This is a genomic window from Catenulispora acidiphila DSM 44928 (genome assembly GCF_000024025.1).
Classification (GTDB): Bacteria; Actinomycetota; Actinomycetes; order Streptomycetales; family Catenulisporaceae; genus Catenulispora; species Catenulispora acidiphila.
The window spans coordinates 1,499,739-1,522,063 of sequence record NC_013131.1; the positions used below are offsets into that span (position 1 = coordinate 1,499,739).

A 22,325-nucleotide genomic window follows, 5' to 3' on the forward strand; every position below is an offset into this window, starting at 1 on the left:
GCTATCTTATGTGTGTTCTGATCAGCGAAGGGCCATCTGATCGCTGGTTGCTTACCGGGCTCCTTAAGCGCGCTACCGAATTCATGCTGCAAACGAGCTGCCGGTTCGCCGTCGAAGTCGAGGTCTTACCGGTATTGGCGGATCATCAAAGGCCAGAGCACATTCTGGACGTCCTTGGCCGAGAGGGCCACTTCGACCTCGTCCTTTATCACCACGACGGAGCCCCGGTGGCTTCCGCGAAAGCGAAAGTAGAGGAAGTTCGGGACGCCGTTCTTAGTACGCGGGCGGAACCAGTCGTCCCTATCGTGCCGTTAAGGGAAACCGAAGCATGGCTGCTCGCTGACCCGAAAGCATTGGCGAGCGTGCTCGGGCTGGCATTGCCGCTTGTCACGGCCCGGCTTCCGAAGCGCCCTAAGGACGCAGAAGCCGTTCTCGACCCTAAGGCGCTGCTGAACGAGATCGCTTGGCTCGGGGTCCGCAGCGGGGGACGCGACCGGCAACGAGATCGCCGTCCCGGCATGTTTGCCGACTTGGCTGACCTCATCGACCTTGAGCGTCTACGAAAAGTCCCGTCGTTCCAGCGCTGGTGGTCTGATATGGCCAATGCCCTTGAGGAACTGGGTTACAAGAAATGACCGACACGACTACGACAGGTACGCGCAAAGTGATCACAGCCAACCTGCCTTCCTACGAGGACGCCCTGGCGGCCTACGACCCGGTTATGGGTCTGGAGGTCCACGTCGAGCTGGGCACCGTCACCAAGATGTTCTGCGGCTGCCCGACGGCTTTCGGCGCGGCCCCGAACACCCAGACCTGCCCGACCTGCCTGGGCCTGCCCGGCTCGCTGCCGGTCGTGAACGCCAAGGCGATCGAGTCCGCGATCCGCATCGGTCTGGCGCTGAACTGCGAGATCGCCGAGTGGTGCCGCTTCGCGCGGAAGAACTACTTCTACCCGGACATGCCGAAGAACTTCCAGACCTCGCAGTACGACGAGCCGATCGCCTTCAACGGCTATCTGGACGTCGAGGCGGCGGGCAAGACGTGGCGCATCGAGATCGAGCGCGCGCACATGGAGGAGGACACCGGCAAGTCCACCCACGTCGGCGGCGCCACCGGCCGCATCCACGGCGCGGACTACTCGCTGGTCGACTACAACCGGGCCGGCATCCCGCTGATCGAGATCGTCACCAAGCCGATCACCGGCACCGGCGCGGACGCCCCGGAGGTCGCCAAGGCCTACGTCGCCGAGCTGCGCGAGCTGATCAAGGCGCTCGGCGTCTCCGAGGCCCGCATGGAGCTCGGCCAGATGCGCTGCGACGCCAACCTCTCGCTGCGCCCGCACGGCCGGGAGAAGTTCGGCACCCGCTCGGAGACCAAGAACGTCAACTCCCTGCGATCGGTCGAGCGCGCGGTGAACTTCGAGATCCGCCGCCACGCCGCCGTGCTCAACGCCGGCGACACGGTGATCCAGGAGACCCGCCACTTCCACGAGAACGACGGCACCACCTCCCCGGGCCGGGTGAAGGAGGAGGCGGAGGACTACCGCTACTTCCCGGAGCCCGACCTGGTCCCGGTCGCCCCGGCGCGCACGTGGGTGGAGGAGCTGCGCGGCACGCTGCCGGAGCTGCCGAGCGTCCGCCGCAACCGGCTGCAGGCCGAGTGGGGCGTCACCGACCACGACATGCAGTCGATCCTCAACGCCGGCGCGGTGGAGTCGATCGTCGAGACGGTCTCCCTGGGAGCGGCCCCCGACCAGGCACGCAAGTGGTGGATGGGCGAGCTGGCCCGCCGCGCCAACGAGGACGGCGTCGACCTCGGCGCGTTGGCGATCACCCCGGCGCAGGTCGCCGAAGTGGTCGCGCTCACCACCGCCGGCACGCTGAACGACAAGCTGGCGCGCCAGGTGATCGAGGGCGTGCTGGCCGGCGAGGGTTCCCCCGAGCAGGTCGTCGCCGCCCGCGGCCTGGCGGTCGTCAGCGACGACGGCGCGCTGCTGGCCGCCATCGACGGCGCCATCGCGCAGTTCCCCGACGCCGCCGACAAGGTGCGCGCCGGCAACCAGGGCCCGGCCGGCCAGCTGATCGGCGCCGTGATGAAGGCGACGCGCGGCCAGGCGGACGCGGCCCGGGTGCGCGAACTGCTGCTGGAGCGGCTCTCGAGCTGAGAGTGTCTGAGGTCTGATACACAGCCGAGGCCGTCTCCCCTTTGAAGGGGAGGCGGCCTCGGCTGTTTTCCACCGATCGGCGGTGCCGTGCCCGCCCCGCGACCGTCCACCGGATTGCGGCCGGAGCGGCGCCGGGTCAAGGTGGGGAAGGCGCCGATCCGTGGTCCGGCGCGCATCGACCCTGCCTCGAAGCCCGTCCGGAAGGCGGTCCCCGCGATGAAGGCCCTCCAGTACCCCGCGGTCGGCGCCGCCCCGGTGGTCCTCGACGTTCCGGACCCCGAACCCGGCCCAGGCCAGGTGCTGCTGAAGGTCACCGCGGCCGGCGTCTGCCACTCCGACATCGCGGTGATGAGCATGCCCGCCGCCGCGCTGCGCTTCCCGCTGCCGCTGACCCTCGGGCACGAGGGCGCCGGGACGGTCGAGGCGCTCGGCGACGGCGCGACCGGCTTCGCCCTCGGCGAAAGCGTGGCCGTCTACGGGCCCTGGGGCTGCGGCATGTGCCACATGTGCGCGCAGGGCAAGGAGAACTACTGCCTGCGCGCCGCGGAGTTGCAGATCTTCCCGCCCGGACTCGGCGCGCCCGGCGCGATCGCCCAGTACCTGCTCGTCGACGCCTCGCGGCATCTCGTCCCGCTCGGCGACCTGGACCCGGTCCGCAGCGTCCCGCTGACCGACGCCGGCCTGACCCCGTACCACGCCATCAAGACCTCGCTGCCGAAGCTGGTCGGCGGCAGCACCGCGGTGGTGATCGGCGCCGGCGGCCTGGGCCACGTCGCGATCCAGCTGCTGCGCGCCCTGAGCCCGGCGCGCGTCGTCGCGCTGGACGTGGCGCCGGAGAAGCTGGAACTCGCCAAGGAGGTCGGGGCGCACGAAGCCCTGATGTCCGACGAGAAGGCCGCGCTGGCGGTGAAGGAGCTGACCGGCGGACGCGGCGCCGAGGCGGTCTTCGACTTCGTCGGCGCGCCCCCGACCGTCGCCCTGGCCTCGGCCTGCGCCGGCGTGGAGTCCGACGTCACGATCGTCGGCATCGGCGGCGGCAGCGCGCAGGTCGGCTTCGGCGTGACGCCCTACGACGCGGCCTTCCGCGCGCCGTACTGGGGCACCCGCGCCGAACTCGTCGAAGTGCTCGACCTGGCACGCGACGGAGCGGTGTCGGTGCACGTCGAGACGTACAGCATCGAGGAGGCGCCGAGGGCGTACGAACGGCTGCACGCCGGCCAAGTCCGGGGGCGGGCCGTCATCCTCCCCAACGGCTGACGCATACTGCTGGGGTGAGTGGCTCGATCATGGAACCCGGCGACCCCTTCGCCCCGCCGACTTTGCCAACGTCGCCGACTTCGCCGCCTGTCCCCGCTGTCGCAGCGGCGACCGAGGAGGAAGCGGCGGCGCGCGACGCGAACCCGCAATACGTGCTGCCCTTGGTGGTCCGCATCGAGCGTGCGGCACCACCGCAGCGTACTGACGCGCTGGAGACGTCGGCACGCGCCGTCCTCACCTTCCTGTCCGACCCGCGTTCCACCGAGCCCGACGGCGAGTGGACGGCGCTGGTGGACGCCTGGACCGACGGCCGCATCCGCAAGGTCGTCCGCCGAGCCCGAGGCGCCGAATGGACGCGTGCCGAGGCGCTCCCGGGCATCACCGTCACCGGCACCGCCGAGACCGACCCGGCGCACGTCCGCGTCTACCCGCCGATCCCGCTCGACGCATGGCCGAAGGACCTGGCACGCCTCCAGGTCTCCGGCACGGACCTCGAGGACGCCGAGCCGCCCACCCCGGTCGCCCCAGGCTCGCAGCCGGTCCTGTGGCTGAATCCGGAGCTGGAGATGACCGCGGGCAAGGCCATGGCGCAGGTCGGGCATGCCGCGCAGATCGCATGGTGGCGCTTGAACGACGCCCAGCGCAAGGAATGGGCCGACGCCGGCTTCCCGCTCGCGGTGCGGGTGGCTGCGAAGGAAGCGTGGCCGGCGCTCACGAACTCGGGACGTCCGCTGGTGCGCGACGCGGGCTTCACGGAGATCGCACCGGGATCCTGCACCGTCGTCGCGGATCTGCCCGTGCTCGGCGACGACTGACCGCTCAGTCGCCATTCCGCTGTCGCTCGAAGCTCATCAGGGGTTTACAGCGCACGTACGCCTGGGAAAGGCTGCAAGCGTCCTGACCAACCTCTCAGGGAGCTGACTAACCATGCGGAAATCCCGCTTTTCCAGCCGGTCCGGCCGCTTCGTGGCGGCGGCCGCCCTGCTGCTCGGCGCCAGTGTCGTCGCCGCGTCGGGCGCCGGCGCGACCGGCAGCGCCGCCCCCGTGCGTCCCGGGCACGCGACCGTGGTCGCCGCCGACGCCGCCGCTCCGGCCGCCATCGCGCACGCCGCCACCACGACCGCCGCCGACCCCTGCGGCTACGTCCCCGCCGTGCCCGCCGACAACTTCAAGGGCATCCCGCAGTTCGACGCGAAGAAGGCGGCGCAGCCGTACTCGGTGGTGTTCCACACCTCCTACGGCGACATCACCGTCAAGGCTCTGACATCCGCCGCGCCCTGCACCACGAACTCCTTCCGCTTCCTGATCGACCACGGCTACTACAACGGCACCCACTGCCACCGCCTCACCACCCAGCGCCTGTGGGTGCTGCAGTGCGGCGACCCGACCGGGACCGGCAGCGGCGGCCCGGGCTACTCCTTCAACGACGAGAACCTGGCCGGCGCCACCTACCCGGCCGGCACCGTCGCGATGGCCAACGCCGGCCCGAACACCAACGGCTCGCAGTTCTTCTTCACCTGGAAGGACACCAAGCTGCAGCCCAACTACACCCCCTTCGGCGTCGTGACCGGCGGCATGAACGTCCTGCAGAAGATCGCCGCGGCCGGCGAGGACGACCAGAACGGTCCCGGCGACGGCTACCCGAACGACTTCGTGCAGTTCCACTACGTGGGCATCCGCGCCGGCCGGTAGTCCACCGCGCCGCGATTCGCGGCCGGCGGCGGTCCACACCAGCCGCGCTCCACGCTGGCGGCGATTCCTGCTGGCGGCGATCCACACCAGCCGTGATCCGCGCCAGCTCTGATCCACGCCGGCCGGGATCCACGCCGGTCTGGTGTGCGCCGGCCGTGATCCGCGCCGCCGCCGACGCGAATGCGAGTGCGAACGCATTCGCGGGCGGCGCGCGAGCGTGAGCGCGAGCGCGAGCGAGAACGAGCACGCGGGCCGGTCGGCGCTCCCCGCCGGCCGGCCCGCTTCCTGTTGCCGGTCCCCGGCATGCCCCGCAGCATCGGATCATGGAGCCTGATCTGGCCAGCGAGGCGTCGTCGACCATCGAGTCCGGTCCCGGCGACGCCACCGCGACCGCCATCGCGCGCATCGACCTGGACCCGGCGGGGATCGAGTTCGCCGACGAGACCGTCCTGGTCACCGGCGCGGCCTCCGGCATCGGCCTGGCGACCGCCCGCCGCCTGGCCGCCGGCGGCGCCGCCGTGGCCCTGGCCGACCACGACCTGGACGGCGCCGAGCGCGCCGCGACCGAGCTGGCCGAGACCGGCGTCCCGGCGCTGGCCGTCCGGCTGGACGTGACCGATCCGGCCTCGGTGGAGGCCGCCGTGGCCGCCGCGGTCGCGGGCCTGGGCCCGCTGCGGATGGCGGTCAACAACGCCGGCATCGCCGGTGCCACCGCCCCGACCGGCGACTACTCCGTCGAGGACTGGCGCCGCGTCCTGGCCACCAACCTCGACGGCGTCTTCTACTCGATGCGCTACGAGATCCCCGCGATGCTGGCGGCCGGCGGCGGCAGCATCGTCAACATGGCCTCCATCCTCGGCACCAACGGTTTCGCCGGCTCTCCGGCCTACAGCGCGGCCAAGCACGGCGTGGTCGGTCTGACCAAGACCGCCGCCCTGGAGTACGCCAGCCGCGGCATTCGGGTGAACTCCGTCGGGCCCGGCTTCATCGAGACCCCGCTGCTGTCCGAGACCGACGACGCCGGGCACGAACTCCTGGTGTCGCTGCATCCGATGGGACGGCTGGGACAGGCCGACGAGGTCGCCGAGCTGGTCGCGTTCCTGCTGTCGGAGCGGGCGTCGTTCATCACCGGGAGCTACCACCTGGTCGACGGCGGATACGCGGCGCGCTGAGGGAGAGCCGACCGCGAAACTTCGCGGCCGGCTCTCCCTGTGGAAAAAACTGTGGTGCGTCTTCGATCTACGGGTAGCTCACCAGGTAACTGGCGTTGTGGCTGGGCGTGACCTGCCCACCGGTCTCGTTCACCTGGTGGTTGAGCGTTCCGTCGCCGCCGAGCACGGTCGTGACCATGTCGTGGAACGCGACGCCCGACGTGGTCGGCGTCTCGATCGCGTGGTCCAGCACCATCGAGGGGTTGACCGGGAAGTACGCGTAGACCCCCAACCCCCACGCCTGGTGCGACGTGACGGAAGGCCCGACCAGGTACGAGGCGTACCCGGTGGCGCCGTTGGGCGGCACCCAACTGCCCTGGTTCGGCACGTCGTACGGAGTCTCACTCTGGTAGAAGTAAGTCCGCCCGCCGTTCCCGAACCACTCGGTCTGGTACTTCTCGAAGTGCTCGACCGCGAGCCCGTACATGGTCACGTTGTTCCCGTTGACCACGAGCCCGTTCTGCGCCGGGTTCACGGTCCACCCGACCCCGTTCGTGTGGTCGGCGCGCCACAGCCACAGGTCGTCGCCGATCACGTTGTTGCTGTTCACCACCAATGCCTGCGTGGCCTTGCCCACCTGGTCGCCGCCGATACGGAAGAAGACGTCCTGCAGCTCGGTCGGGTTCGCCGCGTGGCTCGCGGTCGAACCGTTGGGACCGATCTGCATCATGACCGCGGAGTTGGTGGAGTTGGCGCTGATCAGCAGCCCGGCGATGTCGATGCCGTCCACGTCGGCCGTGGTGATCGCGGCGTTGCCGTTGTCCGGCACCAGCGTCGCCAGGCCCAGACCCAGCACCACGGTGTTCGGGCTGGTGATGTTCAGCGCCGAGGACAGGTGGTAGACACCCGGCGTCACGATCAGGCTCTTGCCCGCCGACAGCGCGGCGTTGATCGTGGCGGAGGTGTCGCCCGGCTTGACGATGTAGAACTGGCTGACCGGGATGGACGTGCCGGCCGGTGTGCCGTTCGTCCAGTCAGGGCCCTGCGCGTTCGTCCGGAGCGCGGGGACGAACACCTGCCAGGTGCCGCTGGCGTCCACGTAGATGAACGGCTTCTCCCGGTTCACCGGGGTCTGCGCGACGGTGGTGTCCGGCGGGTTCGGGAACGTGTTCGCCGGGGCGTTGGTGTCGCCGACGAAGACCATGTTCCAGTTCGAGCCGGTCCAGCCGCCGTTCATCGCGGTGTTCTGCGTCAGGAACTGCTGCTGCGTGCCGGAGTTGATCTGCCCGCTGATCCGCGAGTCGCCGACGTAGCCGCCGCTGGACCAGTTGCCGCCGCTGCCGTGGATGTTGTCGTAGAGCAGCATGCTGCCCTTGACGTCCATGCGCCGGAACGGGTCGGCCTGGGAGACGGCCCACATCGTGCTGCCCGAGGGCGGGCTGACTTCCATGTTCTCCGCGTCGCGCCAGAAGTTCTGGGTGGCGTTGCCGTCGGCGGTGTGGCCGGCGACGTGGACGGTGCCGCCGGTGATGTTCACCGCGTCCGGGGAGAGTCCGAGCCCTGCGACTTCGGTGTTGTATCCGACGGGGATGTCGACGTTGTACGAGCCCGGCGCGAACAGCAGAGCGTTGCGCTGCGTGCCGAATTCGTTGTTCACCTGAGAGTTGTAGACGCTGTTGATGTCGCCCTGGATGGTCGAGGTCGACATCGACGGGTCGAAGACGGTGACGTTCGGACCGAAGTCCGGGTGCGGGATGCCCCCGCCGCCCCCGCCCCCGCCGCCGCCGCCGGTCGGCACCGCCCACTGCTGGTTGGCGCTGTCGGCGCAGGCCCAGATCTGGACCTGCGTCCCGGAGCCGCCGAAGCCGGTGTCGTCCAGGCACTTGCCGGAGTTGGGGTTCAGCAGCTCGCCGTTGGACTGCGGGACCCAGACCTGAGCGCCGGATCCGTTGCAGTCATAGAGGTCGACGGCGGTCCCGTTGGCGGTGCCGGCCGCGTTGACGTCCAGGCACTTGCCGAGGACCTGCAACGTGTTGCCCGCGCTGCCGACGGTCCAGCTCTGCGCGCTGCTGCCGTTGCAGGTGTAGACCTGCACCGGGTTGAAGTTGGCGGTCGAGGCCGAGCGGTCGTCCAGGCACAGGCCCTGGTAACCGGTGATCGGGCCGACCGGGTCGGCGGCGTGCGCCTTGGGCGCCGCCGCCACTTGGCCGAAGGTCAGCAGGCCCGCCGTCAGGACGAGCGCGCCGAACCCGGCGGTGGAGACGCGGATTCTCAAGGCAGGTTCCACTTCTGGTTGGCGCTGGCGGCGCAGGTCCAGATCTGGGCCTGGGTGCCGGAGCCGCCGAAGCCGGTGTCGTCCAGGCACTTGCCGGAGTTGGGGTTCAACAGCTCGCCGTTCGACTGCGGGACCCAGGTCTGCGCGCTGGTGCCGTTGCAGTCATAGAGGTCGACGACGGTGCCGTTGGCGGTGCCGGCGGCGTTGACGTCCAGGCACTTGCCGAGGACCTTCAGGGTGTTGTTGGCCACGGTCCAGCTCTGCGCGCTGCTGCCGTTGCAGGTGTAGACCTGGATCGGGTTGAAGTTGGCCGTGGAGGCCGAGCGGTCGTCCAGGCACAGGCCCTGGTAGCCGGTGATCTGGCCGCCGGTCGGCGGGGGCGGGGTGGTGCCGCCTCCGGTGATGGCGTTGAAGATCCGGGAGTACGCGTAGCCGGTGGCCTTGTCGTAGCTGTCGACCTCCCAGAAGGAGAGCTCTGCGACGCCGTTGCTCGCCGCGAAGGACTCCAGGGTCTGCGCGTCGCCCTGGGAGAACATCGCGCCGTCGTCGTTCCGGCCGGCGATCGGGGTCAGGCCCTCCTTGCCGTACGCGGCGGAGGTCGATATGCCGTACAGGCTCGCGATCTGGCCGGCCGCGGCGCGCGCGGAGGACAGGGCGTCGTTGATGACCGGCTGGCCGTCGTAGTAGTCCATCGTCATCAGGTTGACGACGTTGACGTTCACGCCCTGGTTCTTCGCGTCCTGCAGCAGGTTGATCTGGCCGCCCGGCAGGCCGGTGGGGTCGACCGCGAGCGTGTAGTCGACCTGGACGGCCGGCTCCGCGCGCTGGAGCGCGGCCAGGGCCTGGTTGCGCCGGGTCGTCGCGCCGGTGTCGCCCAGGACGCCGCCCTCGATGTCGAAGTCGAGCCGGGTGACGCCGTAGGTGTCGACGATGTTCTTGTACGCCGCGGTCAGCGACGAGACGTTGGTGCAGGTCTGCGCCAGCTCGCCGCCCTCGGCGCCGCCGAAGGAGATGATGACGTCGCCGCCGGCCGCCTTCAGCGCGTTGATCTGCGAGCTGAACGAGCCGACGGAGTAGTTGCCGGCTTCCCACATCGGCGTACAGCCGGACTGCGGGATCAGGAACGCCAGCGTGTAGCGCGCGTCGCCGGAGGCGCTCATGTCGGCGGCCATGTCGCCGACCGAGCCGTTGCCGAGCTCGAGGTAGGGGGCGGCGTAGTGAGCGGGGATCGCGGCGGGGTGGACGGTCGCCGCGTTCGCGCTCGTGCTGATCGCGGCGGTCGCCACGATGCCCAGGACACAGGCTCCTGCCAGTGCGGTGCGCAGAGGCCTGAGCCTTTCGAGAGGTGGGATCACTGTGCTGCTCCTTTGTGGGGTGGTGGAGATGGCATGCAGCTGAACCGACCCGAGTTGTTACAGAAACAGTTCCGTAACACTGGTTGCCGATGAGGAGTGAAGCACTGCGCCGTACTTTCGTCAAGACGCGAATAAAGAGGGTTTACCTGGGCTTTGCCGAGGCGGGGGCGCTATCCTGCCCGGATGAAACAAGATGATGTTCCGGGAGGAGCCTCGGTGGGTCAAAGGATCACGGTCCGCGCGATCGCCGCCGAGACCGGTCTGTCGATCGCGACCGTGTCCCGCGTCATCAACGCCCAGGGTCAGGTCTCTGAGGACACCCGGCGCCGCGTGCAGGAGGCGATCGACGGCCTCGGCGGCCGCGCGCCGGCGACCCGCCCCCGGCTCCCGAAGACCGAACTGCCGGTCCTGGTGCGCTGCCCGTACAAGCTCAGCGACTACTTCGGCGCGCTCGTCACCGCCGTCGCCGAGGCGCTGGAGGCGACCGGCCGCCACGTCCTGCTGGACGTCGGCGATTCCCGCGTGGACGTCCCGGTGGTCCGTGCTCTGCCGACCGCCCAGACCACCTCCGGCGCGATCCTGATCCTCCCCCCGGAACCCGCCGAGGACTTCCGCTTCCTGCAGTCGCGCCGCTACCCCGTGGTCGTCCTGGACCCCCGCACCCCGCTGCCCCGCGGCGTGGTCTCGATCGCCTCGGCCCACACCGCCGGCGCCCGCGCCGTCACCGGCCACCTCCTGGACCTCGGCCACCGCCGCATCGGCGTCATCTCCGGCTTCGAGGACTGGCTCTCCGGCTCCGACCGCATCGCCGGGCACCTGGCAGCCCTCTCCGAAGCAGGCCTCCTCGGCGACCCCCACCTCCTGCGCCACGGCGAACCAGCCATCCACACCGGCATCCGAGCCGGCCGCGAACTCCTCGACCTCCCCGACCCCCCGACCGCCATCGCCTGCTTCAACGACAAAGTCGCCGTGGGCGTCTACCAAGCCGCCGCCGAACGAGGCCTCACAGTCCCCGCCGACCTCTCCGTCACCGGCTTCGACGACAGCGAGATCAGCCGCGCCGCCGCCCCCCACCTGACCACCGTCCGCCAATCCCTCGACGAAATGGGCCGCATCGCCGTCACCATGCTCGTCCGCCTCATGGAACGCCAAGCCCTCGACGCCCTGCACCTGGAACTAGCCACCGAGCTGATCGTGCGGGGGAGTACGGGACCGGTGCCGGTGCGGTATCAGGGTTCGTAAAATCGCCTTGCCCGCAGTCGTCCCGGCCCTCTACGGTCCCGCAGGTGACCTACCTCAGCCCTCTGGCATATCTGCTGGGCCTCGAAGGGGCAGCCCTTCTGCGCGGGCTCAAGGAAGGCAGCGGCGACCAGGCTTTCGTCGAGGCCCGCATCGCCGAGATCCGCACGCTGCTGGCCGACCCCGCACTCGCCGCGTCCCCGGGCGTCGAGGCCGTCCCAGGCGGCATCTCCACCGCCGATGTCTACCGGCAGTGGGCGCCCACCTACGACGCACCCAACTCGATGATCGAGTTCGAAGAGCCGTACCTCCACGCCATCGTGGCCGACCTGCCGATCGGCACGGCCCTCGACGCGGCCTGCGGCACTGGCCGGTACGCGGCACACCTGTCGGAGCTCGGCCACCGGGTCATCGGCGTCGACGCCTCACCCGACATGCTCGCGATCGCCGCCGAAAAGGTACCCGGCGCCGTCTTCCACCGCGCCGAGCTGACCTCGATCCCACTGCCCGAGAGTTCAGTCGACCTGGCCGTGTGCGCCCTGGCCCTGTGCCACCTGCCAGACCTCGTCCCCGTATTCGCCGAATTCGCCCGCGTCCTCCGACCCGGCGGACACCTGGTCATCTCCGACCCCCACGTCCTGCACTCCTACCTGCGCCCCACCCTCCCGCGCACCCCCGACCCCGACGGCCGGCCCACCACCTTCACCGAATACCACCGAGCCCTCAGCGACTACCTCGCCGCCGCACTCCCCGCCGGCTTCCAGGTCCGCCACTGCGCCGAGCCCCACGACCCCGCCCAGCAATCCACCACAGCCGGCGTCCCCACCGTCGTCCCCAGCTCAGACGCCCCCCGACTCGGCTGGGAACTGCTCACCTGGATACCCGAGGCGGTCACAGCCGTGATGACCGTGCCCCCCATCGTGATCTGGCACTTCCAGCTGGACGAACACGAAGAAAACACAAAGAAGACCAAGTCGGACGGTAACCGACTTGGTCTCCTGCCTGTAGCCCCGACGGGATTCGAACCCGCGCTACTGCCTTGAGAGGGCAGCGTGCTAGGCCGCTACACAACGGGGCCCCAGCTGTCGCTTCGGCGCTCCGGGGCGCTTGGCGACCCCGAAAGCATAGCGCACTTCGGATGGCGCTCATCCCGCATTAACCGGGGGGTGGTCGGGCCGTGACCAGGGTCACTTCGGGTGGATCAGGGTTCTGACGTGGACGCGATGGAAGCCACCTGCGGGCTCCCTGGAGGTCGCCGCTGACCGTCTCGCTTCAGCGCAGGCCCAGCGTCAGGAACGGGCTCGCCGGATCCTGCATGAGCGCCCGGTGGATCTGGAGGGTGTCCCGGTAGGACTCCTCCGGGTTTCCCTGGCGTCCCATCTTCACCACGCGGCCGAGGATGTACGCCGCCGAGAGTTGGTTCCAGTCGGCGTAGGCGCGGGCGCAGAGGCTGCCGGCGTGGCGGATGATCTGCTCGGCGGTGGTGCGGTCGCAGAAGCCGCAGGTCAGACCCCAGCGGGCCATGTTCACGCAGCGTCCCCAGTCCCAGCTGTCCTGGGTGGCGACGATGGCGCCGGGCGGCAGGACGCCGTCGCGGCGCATCCAGGTCTCGCAGCGGACCACCCATTGGGCGATGTCGAGCATCTCCTGGCGGAGGCGGTCCGGCGCTCCGCGGTCGCGGCACCAGGCTTCGACCGCCTCGGTGAGGGTGCGGGTGTCGTGCAGGGGGTCGCCGCTGGGCTGGACGCCGGCGCCGCGTTCGGTGCGGATGCCCAGGACGAGGTCCACCGGCTGCGGGTTCTCGGAGTCCAGGAGGGCGTCGACCTGGTTCTGCCACTCGACCGCGCCCTCGATGCCCCACCAGTCCCGCAGCGATTCGAGCTGGGTGTGGTAGTCCAGCCAGGCGTGGCCCATCGAGTTCCACGGCACGGCGTTGCTCGCCGCCAGGTGCGCGCCGCACGCCAGCGCCCGCGCCAGCTCGCCCTGCGTCGGCTCGTTGTAGACGGTGCGCACCGTCCCGTGCAGCCGGTTCCAGCTGCCGATCAGGTGCGGGTGCTTCTTCATCCACTGCGCGGCCTTGCCGACGTTCAGCTCCCGCTCCTCCGGCGTGCCCGGGTTGATCACCAGCTGCATCGTCTGCCGCTGCTTGGCCAACTCCTGCACCCACGTCGGGAACAGCGTGCGGTCGAAGTACACCCCCGAAGGCCGCTCGGCCGGCACCAGCGCCCGGGTGTACACCGGCAAGACCAGCCGCGCTCCGCGCCGCGTGGTGTCGTACTCCTGACTGACCGTCAGCGCCGACTTCGAGGTCCCGCGTATGGCGTTGTTCAGCTGTCCGTAAACGGTGAGCTGGTTCAGCTTCACCACCGACCGCCGCAGGCTGAACTTCGAACCCTGATCCGGTTCCCGCCGCGGCACATACACGTCCAGCCGCGCCAGCACGGTCAGGTACGCGTCCTGGTCGTCCGCAGCCTGGGCGGCGAGCAGCCCCTGGTCGTCGATCGAGGGCGCCGTCCAGTTCTCGGTCGTCACGCTGAGTTCCCCCCTGGGATGCGATGGCAGTCGGGTCCCCAATATGCCATCAACCATGCCGCAAGGGCTCTTCCGAGATCGTCAGAGCCCTCCTTCCCGCAACGATCCGTCACTCGTACTCAGCCGCGCGCAAGCGGACCGACATCTGCTGCCGGCGCCGCAGCGCGGCCTCCAGCGCGGTCCCGCCGACGGTGCACAGCACCGCCGCGCCGATGACGGGTACCAGCCACCCGCCGCTCGGCGGCGTGTCCGAGACCTGGGAGCCGAGGAGCGGCGCGAGCGCCGTCCCCATCGCCAGACCGCCGGCTGCTGCCAGGACCACCAACGGCAGCGTGACGGCGGAGCCCAGGAGCCGCCCCCCGGTTTCGGAAAGACCATGGACTCGGAGCAGCAGAGCACTGTCACGCGCCGCGCTCCGCGCCCCCGCCATCGTCTGCGCCAAGCACAGGAGACCGAAGCCGACGGAGAGCAGTTCGGTCATGCGCAGCACGGCGTGCGCGGCGGAGACCCGGCCGGTCGCGTAGCCGGCGGCGGAGGCCTGGGCGAAGGTCGCGAGCGGGAAGTAGGGCTGGACGCCGGGCAGTTTTCGTAGCGCGTTGATATCCGGATGCCCGGTCAGCCACACCGTGTTCGGCGTCGGCGCGCCGGTCCTCAGCTGATCGGACGGCAGCACCACATACGCGGACCCGGACCCGTACTCACCCGTCACGGCCGACGCTGTCGGCAGGTCGGCGGCGGCGACGAAGTCCACTTCGACCTGCTCGCTCACGAGTCCCAGCGTGCCATGCGTCCCGACCAGACCCGCCAAAGCCGGCGAGACCAACGCGGTCACGGTCCCGGGCCGGCTCGGCGTCATCGGCCACGATGACGGCACCCGCCCGGACCGCCCCTCGGTCTCGTGAGCGGCCCGGTCGGTCAGCGTGCGCAACGTCCCGGAGTCGGCCACCAGCACCGTGACGTTCGCTGAGGCCGCCGGCGCGCCTTCGATCTCAGCCGCGCCGACGAAGGCGCTCATCACCGGCCCGGCTCCCGGCACTGCGGCGGCCGACGCGGCGAGTCCGGCAGGCAGCGCGATCGGCACACCGCTGTTCTCCAGAAACTTCGACGGATCCGGGACCGCCTCGATCCGAGCCCCCGCGCCGACGGTGTAGAGCGCGTCGTTGCGAACCCCTTGCGTCACCGAGGAATCCAGCCCGGCCGCGAACGTCGCCGCCGCGCTCGCCACGACCAGCCCGGCCAACGGCGCGGCCAGGACCGGCACCCGCCGCCCGGCCAACGCCGTCGCCACGAACGGCACCGTCCCCCGCCCCCGCCGCGCCACCGCGAACGGCATCGACCACAGCACCGGGACCGCCCGCACCACGACCACGGCCGCGGCGGACGCCACCAGAGCCGGCGCCGCGATCGCGAGCCAGTCGAAGGACCCTGATCCGTTCGCCGATCCGCGGCTGCGCAGCACGCCGACCGACGCCGCGGCACCCAACGGCACGACGATGTCACGCACCAGCCGCGGAATCCGCGCGGCGGCGTCGGCCTCGGAGACCTCGCGCCGCGCGGAGCCGGGCCGGTCGTCATGAGCCAGCACCCTGAGATAGACGGCGCCGCCTCCGGCCAGCGTCAACAGCACCGCCCCGATCCAGGCCCGCACCGTCCCGCCGGCAGCGGTCCCGGCCGCCGTCGCGATCAGCACCCCCGCCGCTGAGGCGGCGGCGACCACGACCGACGACTGCGCGGCGAACCGCAGCGCCAACCGGCCCGGCCTCGCGCCCCGCGCCTTGCACAGCACGATCTCGGCCGACCGCTGCGTGACCACCGTGCGCAGCATCAGGAAGAACGCCGCGAGCGCCGCGGCCAAGGCCGCCCCGAGCACGGCGAAGTCCAGCATCCGGGCCTGCTGCTGGACGATCAGCCCTTGCTCGGCGAGATCGTCGAGCCGAGTACTGGGGGCGAACGGGTACGGACGTCCCTGGGGATCCTGAAGACTCAGGCCTTGCCCCCCAACCACCAATCTGTGTACCGCTGCCTGCAGATCAGCGAGCTCCGAAACGCGGATGCGCGAGGCATCCACTACGTACTCGATCGTCGTGGTGTTCTTCCCGGCGCCTGCTTGGACCCCCATCGCATCGACGTCGGCGACCGAGGACACCAGCAGATCCGTGCGCCAGACGACTTGCGGCAGGGCGCACTTCGGATCGTCGACGTAGCCGACGTCGGGTTCGTCCGCGCCGCAGATGGTCCCCGGAGTCAGACCCTGAGCTTGGTCCGCATATCGCCAATAGACGTCGTCACCGGGGTTGTCGGCCACGTAGATGCCCGTAATCGTGTACTCGATCACGACTTTGTGCAGGCCGGTGAGGGTGGCCATCGTGCTCACCACCGACCCCACACGCAGCCCGAGCAAGTCGGCCGCAGTCTTGCTGATCGCCGCCGACTCGGTCACCGTGGCGGTCGAGGAGCTGGCGGAGTCCACGTGGGGCGGGGCGGTCGGCGCGCTGCCGACGACGAAACGGACGTGGTCCTCATAGCCGAGCACCGCGGCCGCGTTCAGGTGCACCATGTGCTTGTCCGGCCCGATGAACGGCCCGCCCGGATCCATGATCGGGTATTCGCCCGAACTCACGACACTGATATCCGTCGCGGTGACCAGCGCCGACACCTGACGCGGCATGGTGGCCAGCGACCGGGCCGCGAGGGACCTCAGGAAGTCGTTGTCGAACTGGTCGGAGTCGGTCGCGGTCAGCGTGACATCTCGATCCTGGCTGTGCGCACCGCCGACGGAGTCCTTGACGATCGCCCGATCCGAGCGGCTGATCTGGTACGGCACCGCGGCCGTCGTCGCCGCGGTCGCCGCGCCGAAGAAGGCCAACAGCGCCAGCGCGCCACGCACCCGCGCGGCCTGAGCCCACCACCGCGGCCGCCGCATCAGTCCGCCTCCGCACGGAATGAGGCGCGCTCGCCGACCGCGAACGTGACCAGCACCGCCACCACCCCGAACACCGCCGCGGCCGCCCCGGCCAGACCCAGCGCCGGCCAGTCGTAGACCCGGACCGCCGGGGGCGTCGGCGGAGCGCCGGAGGGCGTGAACACCATGAGCTTGAACTCCGATCGCAGGGCGAGGGCGCCCAGGCCGAGCCCGGCGAGCGCGCCGAGCACCGCGACGCCGGCCTGTTCGGCCAGCAGCAGCCACGCGGCCCGGCGGCGGGTCAGGCCGAGCGCGTCCAGCACCGCCAGCTCGCCGGCCCGTTCGCGCAGCGTGGAGACGGTGTGCAGGGCCAGGCCGAGCAGGACGAACGCCAGGGCCGCGACGGAGCCGAGCTTGAGCGTCAGGCTGAAGCCGGCGGCGAAGGGATAGTCGCGCAGCGCCTTCTCCTGGCTGGCGCGGTCCTCGACGGTCGCGGGCTGCGCGAGATGTGCGCCGTTCAGGGTACTGCGATACCGGTCCGCCAATCTGGGTGCCGAGACGCCGCCGTCGGTGTCGGCCCACCACTCGCCGGCCAGCGGCCCGATCTGCTGGCCGGTCTGCCCGGGACCGGCCGCGGCCCGGGCCGCCTCGCGGTCCAGCAGCCCGATCGGCACGATCACGGCGTCCTGGCCGCCGTCGGCGGTGCCGGGGGCGCCGGCGATCTCGGCGACGACGCGCAGGGTCACGGGCTGGGAGAAGGCACCGGTGGCGAAGGTGTCGCCGACGTGCTTGTCCAGGGATGCCAGCAGGTGTCGGGTGACGATCGCGGGGACGACCAGCGGGCCAGTTCGGCCGGTCTCGGTGAGCCGCAAAAGCTCGGTCGGCTGCCCGGTGATGCCCTTCACACTGGCATCGGCGCCCGCCAGACCGGCATCGGTGGACACGGCGGGTGCCGCGAAACCCATACCGGCTGCGAGGGCCACCGGCTTGCCGTCGGCACGCAGGGCGCCGACGCTCACCTGCCCGATCGGGCACAGCGTGGCCGACGTGACCGACAAGCCGGTGATGCTGACCGGGGAGGCGACGTGCGCACCGCTTCCGATCAAAGTCCCGGTCAGCGAATGGACCAGGCCGTCCGGTGCGGCGATCGTGCCGAGGACCGCCGAGCCTGGAAAGCCGTAAGCGTCGGTGAAGTGCGCGGACACCTGAAGCGGACCGTCCGTGCACGTGCTGCTGGTACCGGGGCGGTAGGTGATGTTCGCAGACAACTGAGTCGGTGTTCCCGGCAGTGCGATCCCAGACTGGCCGTGCGCGTTCCAGCCATCGGTGCTTAACAGAGGGCTGATCCGGGACCAGCTTCGGCCGCCCGCGAGGTCGTTGCGGAGCATGAGGACGCCGTCGGAGCGGGCCGGATCCAGACCCAGCACGTCAGCCGTCGGCGTGGTGTTGTCCACTCCATGGGTCTCAGCAGCCTGATCCGCGCGGACCAGGCGGTAGGAGGCGCGGAGCGCGGCGAACCCTTTGCCGGTACCGGGCGTGGTCGCCAGCGCGTGCAGCGTCTGGGGACCCGTGGACACGAGCCCTGCGACCCGCACGTCGGCGCCGACCACGAAGGCGGCCTGGTCCGCGTCCGACCGATCGGCCGAGGACAGCAGAACGCCGGCTTGCACCCCGATGGCCACCGCGACGACCACGAGCGCCATCGGAAGGGCCTGGGTCCGCGCGGCACGGCCGAGGCGCCACCCGGCCAGGGCGGCGAGCGGGCCCTTGCTGTACGCCGCGATCCGGCCGGCCGGCGCGGCGAGGAAGGGCAGGAGCCGCAAAGCGATGAGCGCCCCGGCGAACAGCAGCACCGCCGGCGCCACCACCTGCGGCCAGGGCAGCGAACCGGTGCGGGAGGCATCGTCCCCGACCTGGAGGAGCTCCCACAACGCGGCCAGCGCGAAGGCCAGCACTGCGAGGTCGATCGTGGCCCGCTGCACCGTGCCGCGCAGCGTGGAGCGGCGGCGGACGCGGGCCACCGTGCTGTGGGTCAGCGCCGAGCGCGTGCCGACCGCGCCGAGCAGGACCGCGGCCAGCACCGCGCCGATCAGCGCGACCACCCACTGCGCGGTCTGGACGCGGTCCGCGCCGTCCAGCAAAGCCGCGGCGCCGGAGTCCCCGTGCGCCCACGTCGCCCCCATCCGCCGCTCTAGCCAGCGAGCCGCCCACAGCGCCAGCAGCGCACAGGGCACGGCGAGGAGGAGCCCTTCGACGATCTGAACCCGCCCCAGCGCACGGATCGACGAGCCACGCGCGCGAAGCAGGCCGTCCATGGCGTGTCGGCGATCGGCCAGCGCCCGCGCGATCTGCGCCAGCGCCGCCGCCGACAACACACCGAGTTCGGCGGCCACCAGCCACTCCAGGCGCACGCTGACCGCCGTCACCCCGACCAGCGCCCTCATCCGCGGCGCGAGACGGTCCTCGACCGACGCGGCGAAGTCGCCGCCGGGGGAGGACGTGGTCGGTACCCAGGCGTCGAAAGCCGCGAGCTGACCGGCGAACCGCGGCAGCCGCCCGGCCGGAAAGCCGGCGGAGTCGGGAGCCGCGGCGACGGCAACCTGCGCCAGCACAGTGTCGGCGCGCGCCGTGACCGAGGAGTCGACGAAAACAGTGCCCTGATCCCCGTCGTGCAGCCAGAAGGCGTCGGTAGGATCCATCGGCTGATAGACGCCGACGATACGGAACGTGAGACTGCTGGCGGACTCCCACCCGGACCGGGTGCGAACCTCCTCGCCGAGGTTCCAGTGATGCGCGGCCAGGCTCTGTTCGGAGACCACAGCCGGAACGGCGCCGGCGGACGACGCGGACGACGCGGGCGACGCGGCGGGCCACTGCCCGCGCAGCAGCCGAGCCTTGTCCTTCACCGCGTCCCCGGACCAGAACGCAACGGCGTCGGTACTGGACGGGCCCGCATCGAGCAGCACATACGGCCCGGACACGACCGTGGTGTCCACCCGCGCGCCAACCCCGGCGAACGCCGCGTCAACTCGGGCCCGCAACCGCGCGAAGAACGCGCTGCGTTCATCAGCCGTCGCCTGCCACTCAGTACCGGACCCATAGACCACGCGCACCGTCCGCGTGTCCGCCGACATGGCCCTAAGCGCACTGCGCACCGACGCCGCCCGCACCGTCGAGGCATGCAGCCCAATGAGAGTCACCAACACCAGCGCCGTCATCACCACCGCGACCGCGGCGGCGAGCATCGCACGCTGATGTGAGGCCCGCCGAACCAGGAGACGCAGTGCTGTCACGCAGTTACGACGGGACACGGCTGAGGCGCCGTTGCATCCGTTACCGAACAGTGATGGCTAGGACCCGGTGACGCCGGATCGCAGCTCGGCCATGATGGCGCGATGACCGCCATCAGCGACGACCAGGTGAAGCTCCACTTCCGAATGGAGGTGGACGAGGCTGGTTGGCCGCCCGCAAGCGTCGAAAGCCTGTGGGCGGTGGACCTGGGCGACGGAACCGTCCGCCTCGCCAACACACCGTGGTTCGTCCGAGGGGTCGCGAGCGGCGACGTCATTCGAGTGCGTGTCGACGAAGAGGGCGTGCGGTGGGCCGGAAAGGTCGTTCAAGCCTCTGACAACTGCACGATCCGGCTCATCGTTCTGAAGGACGGCGGCTCAGCAGAGGCACGGCAGACCGTGCTCGAGACCTTCCACCGGCTCGGCACCACAGGCGAGGGAATCGAGCAGTTCAGGATGGTCGCCCTTCGAGTCCCACCGTCCGCGGACCTGGCCCGGATTCGCAAGCTGCTGCACCACGGCGAGACAAAGGGATGGTGGCACTGGGAAGAAGGATGCGTCACCGCGGCATGGACCGCCGCGGACCCGAACTGACGTCGTCTCGCCAGTTCGGAGCAATCCGCGTGATCGCGTCAGCGATCTCGGGCACCAGGTTCTCGTAGGCCTCGCGCGTCAGGTGGATGCCGTCGTCGTCGTACGCCGCCGGTGCGAGTCCTCCGGTGATCGCCCCCACATCCAGAGCGATGCCTCCGGCCGCCTCCACCAAGTCGGCAAGGATCCCGCTGAAGATCCGGATCCGAGTGTTGACCTCGTCGGTTTCGGAGGGGTCGAAAGCGCGGAGTACGTCGCGCGGCAGCAGAGCGATCCACCGGCCTCCGCTTTCCAGTTCTCGGGACAGGTTCTCGCGAAACGTTGCCGGGGAACTGCCGTAAGGGGTGTGGCTGTCGCTGCTGCCGATCGACACCACGATCGCCTCGTAGTCCGAGGCCGGCCGGTCGCCGATCTGCTGGCGGAGGGATCCGGACCAGGCGCCTCCAGCGGCTCGGCACTCGACATCGGCGCCGAACGCCTGCGCCACCAAGTCGGGGAATCGGTCGTACAGGAGAGCGAGATTGCTGTCGCCTACAAGAAGAACCGTCATCTGGACATCCTTGGGTCGGTCTGACTGAACGACCGGAGCTTGCCTGCCATCTATGACGGATTCCGTCATGTTTCCTGACAGTCTTGATCCGTGACGCCAGATCGCTTCTTCTCGCTGCTGCTGACGCTGCAATCCCGCGAGTCCACGACGACCGCTGATCTGGCGGCGCACGTCGGTGTGTCGGTCCGTACCGTCATCCGAGACCTGCAATGGCTGCAAGAAGCAGGCTTCCCGCTGCTGATCCGACGAGGCCGTTGGGGCGGAGTGAGCCTTCTGCCCGGCGGAATGCTCGACACGTCACGGCTCACCTCCGGCGAACGGGACCATCTCACCCTCTACGGCCTCGACGACACGCAGCGCGAGCAACTGGGAGCCGCAGCCGACACCCGCCGCGCACACCAGAAGATGCGCTCCACCCTGCGTCCGTCGGACACCGATGTCCTGCCCCTGAGCGAGATCGTCACCACCGACAACAGACCCTGGTTCTCCCGGGACATCGAGGGCCTGCCCCCGGCAGCACTGGTGGGTGACCTGCGGCGCGCTGTGCGGCTGCGCATCTGCTACCGCCGATCCGAGGACATCGAAGCCACCTGGCGGGTCATCGACCCTTACGGGCTGCTGGCCAAAGGCGGGCGGTGGTATCTCGTGGCAGACTCCGCGGGCCGTCCCCACCTCCACGCACTGGAACGCATCGTCGCCTGGGAACCGATGCGGGCACCTCGCCGAACGCGTCCAGACGTGACCCTGCAAAGCGTCGCAGGCGACCTGACAGCACACTGGGAGAACCCGCAAACCTTCCAGATCCACGCCGAACTCGACACGAACCAACTCGATCGAGCCCGCCGCATCCTCGGCCGCCGCCTGACCATCCGGGACACCGCAGGAGAGCACCGAGTACGCATCACAGTCACCGGCCGCGAGGTGGAGGACGTCCGCCACCTCCTGCAGTTCGGCAACAGCGTCACCGTCACCGGCCCGACCGAAGCCCGCGAGCGCATCCGCCAACTCGCTACACAGATCCTTGAGATGTACTAATAAGCACGAATCGCCGACCAGCCGTACACAGCCGCGAGCGGCAGTTCGGGGCACAACGCCATCGCGATCGCCGTCCCACTGAGGGGCCCTGACGTGCAGAAAGGCCGGTCGCATAAAGCAACCGGCCAGTCCCAGAGGTAGCCCCGACGGGATTCGAACCCGCGCTACTGCCTTGAGAGGGCAGCGTGCTAGGCCGCTACACAACGGGGCCCCTAGCAGTGCCGCCGTGCGCGAGGCGTCGGCAGCGGGACTTATCTTAGGCGATCGACGGAGTTCGCCCAAATCGCGGGCC

General features: G+C 70.3%; 16 protein-coding genes and 2 tRNA genes. 10 read left to right on the plus strand and 8 right to left on the minus strand.

The window, feature by feature from the left end:
- The first annotated feature begins 8 nt into the window (after positions 1 to 8).
- The 6 genes from CACI_RS47545 to CACI_RS06585 all read left to right on the plus strand — a co-directional run bounded on the left by CACI_RS47545 (position 9) and on the right by CACI_RS06585 (position 6,285).
- Complete coding sequence (locus CACI_RS47545; protein ID WP_223297730.1) at positions 9 to 635, plus strand: DUF4276 family protein; 627 nt, start codon at positions 9 to 11, stop codon at positions 633 to 635.
- A complete protein-coding gene (gene gatB, locus CACI_RS06565) occupies positions 632 to 2,164 on the plus strand; it encodes an Asp-tRNA(Asn)/Glu-tRNA(Gln) amidotransferase subunit GatB (protein ID WP_012785540.1) in 1,533 nt (510 codons plus the stop codon). The genes CACI_RS47545 and gatB overlap by 4 nt, the downstream gene beginning before the upstream one ends.
- Positions 2,165 to 2,380: 216 nt before the next feature.
- Positions 2,381 to 3,421 carry an NAD(P)-dependent alcohol dehydrogenase gene (locus CACI_RS06570; RefSeq protein ID WP_012785541.1) on the plus strand — a complete coding sequence of 347 codons (1,041 nt, stop codon included), beginning with the start codon at positions 2,381 to 2,383 and terminating at the stop codon, positions 3,419 to 3,421.
- Positions 3,422 to 3,450: 29 nt separating this feature from the next.
- Complete coding sequence (locus CACI_RS06575) at positions 3,451 to 4,236, plus strand: aminoacyl-tRNA hydrolase (RefSeq protein WP_012785542.1); 786 nt, start codon at positions 3,451 to 3,453, stop codon at positions 4,234 to 4,236.
- 112 nt (positions 4,237 to 4,348) lie between these two features.
- Positions 4,349 to 5,113, plus strand: coding sequence for a peptidylprolyl isomerase (locus tag CACI_RS06580; RefSeq protein ID WP_012785543.1), 765 nt, complete (start codon positions 4,349 to 4,351; stop codon positions 5,111 to 5,113).
- A gap of 323 nt (positions 5,114 to 5,436) precedes the next feature.
- Positions 5,437 to 6,285: an SDR family NAD(P)-dependent oxidoreductase gene (locus tag CACI_RS06585; protein WP_012785544.1), complete on the plus strand. Its 849-nt coding sequence runs from the start codon at positions 5,437 to 5,439 to the stop codon at positions 6,283 to 6,285.
- Between the two features lie 67 nt (positions 6,286 to 6,352).
- Here CACI_RS06585 and CACI_RS06590 read toward each other — a convergent pair whose 3' ends face one another.
- Positions 6,353 to 8,539 (minus strand): ricin-type beta-trefoil lectin domain protein, encoded by a 2,187-nt coding sequence (locus CACI_RS06590; RefSeq protein ID WP_223297470.1) that lies wholly within the window; start codon positions 8,537 to 8,539, stop codon positions 6,353 to 6,355.
- A complete protein-coding gene (locus CACI_RS06595; RefSeq protein ID WP_012785546.1) occupies positions 8,536 to 9,894 on the minus strand; it encodes a ricin-type beta-trefoil lectin domain protein in 1,359 nt (452 codons plus the stop codon). Before CACI_RS06595 ends, CACI_RS06590 begins: the two co-directional genes overlap by 4 nt.
- 216 nt (positions 9,895 to 10,110) lie before the next feature.
- On the opposite strand from CACI_RS06595, the gene CACI_RS06600 reads away from it, so the two are divergent.
- On the plus strand, positions 10,111 to 11,136 hold the full coding sequence (locus tag CACI_RS06600; protein WP_012785547.1) for a LacI family DNA-binding transcriptional regulator: 1,026 nt from the start codon (positions 10,111 to 10,113) through the stop codon (positions 11,134 to 11,136).
- A gap of 281 nt (positions 11,137 to 11,417) precedes the next feature.
- On the plus strand, positions 11,418 to 12,176 hold the full coding sequence (locus tag CACI_RS54095) for a class I SAM-dependent methyltransferase (RefSeq protein WP_395994361.1): 759 nt from the start codon (positions 11,418 to 11,420) through the stop codon (positions 12,174 to 12,176).
- On the opposite strand, the gene CACI_RS06610 is transcribed toward CACI_RS54095, so the two are convergent.
- The 4 genes from CACI_RS06610 to CACI_RS06625 all read right to left on the minus strand — a co-directional run bounded on the left by CACI_RS06610 (position 12,139) and on the right by CACI_RS06625 (position 19,812).
- Positions 12,139 to 12,211: transfer RNA gene (locus CACI_RS06610), tRNA-Glu, on the minus strand. The genes CACI_RS54095 and CACI_RS06610 overlap by 38 nt on opposite strands.
- Positions 12,212 to 12,405: 194 nt before the next feature.
- Complete coding sequence (locus tag CACI_RS45195; protein ID WP_012785548.1) at positions 12,406 to 13,665, minus strand: DUF1266 domain-containing protein; 1,260 nt, start codon at positions 13,663 to 13,665, stop codon at positions 12,406 to 12,408.
- A gap of 109 nt (positions 13,666 to 13,774) precedes the next feature.
- Positions 13,775 to 16,588: a hypothetical protein gene (locus tag CACI_RS06620; protein WP_012785549.1), complete on the minus strand. Its 2,814-nt coding sequence runs from the start codon at positions 16,586 to 16,588 to the stop codon at positions 13,775 to 13,777.
- Entirely contained in the window at positions 16,588 to 19,812 is a 3,225-nt protein-coding gene (locus CACI_RS06625; protein WP_012785550.1) for an FtsX-like permease family protein, read from the minus strand. Before CACI_RS06625 ends, CACI_RS06620 begins: the two co-directional genes overlap by 1 nt.
- A gap of 150 nt (positions 19,813 to 19,962) precedes the next feature.
- On the opposite strand from CACI_RS06625, the gene CACI_RS06630 reads away from it, so the two are divergent.
- Positions 19,963 to 20,451: a DUF4265 domain-containing protein gene (locus tag CACI_RS06630; RefSeq protein ID WP_012785551.1), complete on the plus strand. Its 489-nt coding sequence runs from the start codon at positions 19,963 to 19,965 to the stop codon at positions 20,449 to 20,451.
- Here CACI_RS06630 and CACI_RS06635 read toward each other — a convergent pair.
- The gene (locus tag CACI_RS06635; RefSeq protein ID WP_012785552.1) at positions 20,417 to 20,998 is read right to left on the minus strand and encodes an SGNH/GDSL hydrolase family protein; all 582 of its coding nucleotides are present in this window, start codon (positions 20,996 to 20,998) and stop codon (positions 20,417 to 20,419) included. The two genes, CACI_RS06630 and CACI_RS06635, sit on opposite strands and share 35 nt — an antisense overlap.
- A gap of 90 nt (positions 20,999 to 21,088) precedes the next feature.
- Between CACI_RS06635 and CACI_RS06640 the strand changes: the two genes are divergently transcribed.
- Positions 21,089 to 22,033 (plus strand): helix-turn-helix transcriptional regulator, encoded by a 945-nt coding sequence (locus CACI_RS06640; RefSeq protein WP_012785553.1) that lies wholly within the window; start codon positions 21,089 to 21,091, stop codon positions 22,031 to 22,033.
- Positions 22,034 to 22,171: 138 nt separating this feature from the next.
- Here the strand turns inward: CACI_RS06640 and CACI_RS06645 are convergent.
- Positions 22,172 to 22,244, minus strand: a tRNA-Glu gene (locus tag CACI_RS06645).
- Between the last annotated feature and the right edge of the window lie 81 nt (positions 22,245 to 22,325).

Excerpts from the sequence above, each read along its gene's own strand:
- gatB (WP_012785540.1), top strand. The coding sequence starts at position 632 with ATGACCGACACGACTACGACAGGTACGCGCAAAGTGATCACAGCCAAC.
- CACI_RS06580 (WP_012785543.1), top strand. The coding sequence starts at position 4,349 with ATGCGGAAATCCCGCTTTTCCAGCCGGTCCGGCCGCTTCGTGGCGGCG.
- CACI_RS06575 (WP_012785542.1), top strand. The coding sequence starts at position 3,451 with ATGGAACCCGGCGACCCCTTCGCCCCGCCGACTTTGCCAACGTCGCCG.
- CACI_RS54095 (WP_395994361.1), top strand. The coding sequence starts at position 11,418 with ATGATCGAGTTCGAAGAGCCGTACCTCCACGCCATCGTGGCCGACCTG.
- CACI_RS06570 (WP_012785541.1), top strand. The coding sequence starts at position 2,381 with ATGAAGGCCCTCCAGTACCCCGCGGTCGGCGCCGCCCCGGTGGTCCTC.
- CACI_RS06635 (WP_012785552.1), bottom strand. The coding sequence starts at position 20,998 with ATGACGGTTCTTCTTGTAGGCGACAGCAATCTCGCTCTCCTGTACGAC.
- CACI_RS06625 (WP_012785550.1), bottom strand. The coding sequence starts at position 19,812 with ATGCTCGCCGCCGCGGTCGCGGTGGTGATGACGGCGCTGGTGTTGGTG.
- CACI_RS06585 (WP_012785544.1), top strand. The coding sequence starts at position 5,437 with ATGGAGCCTGATCTGGCCAGCGAGGCGTCGTCGACCATCGAGTCCGGT.
- CACI_RS06620 (WP_012785549.1), bottom strand. The coding sequence starts at position 16,588 with ATGCGGCGGCCGCGGTGGTGGGCTCAGGCCGCGCGGGTGCGTGGCGCG.
- CACI_RS06630 (WP_012785551.1), top strand. The coding sequence starts at position 19,963 with ATGACCGCCATCAGCGACGACCAGGTGAAGCTCCACTTCCGAATGGAG.
- CACI_RS47545 (WP_223297730.1), top strand. The coding sequence starts at position 9 with ATGTGTGTTCTGATCAGCGAAGGGCCATCTGATCGCTGGTTGCTTACC.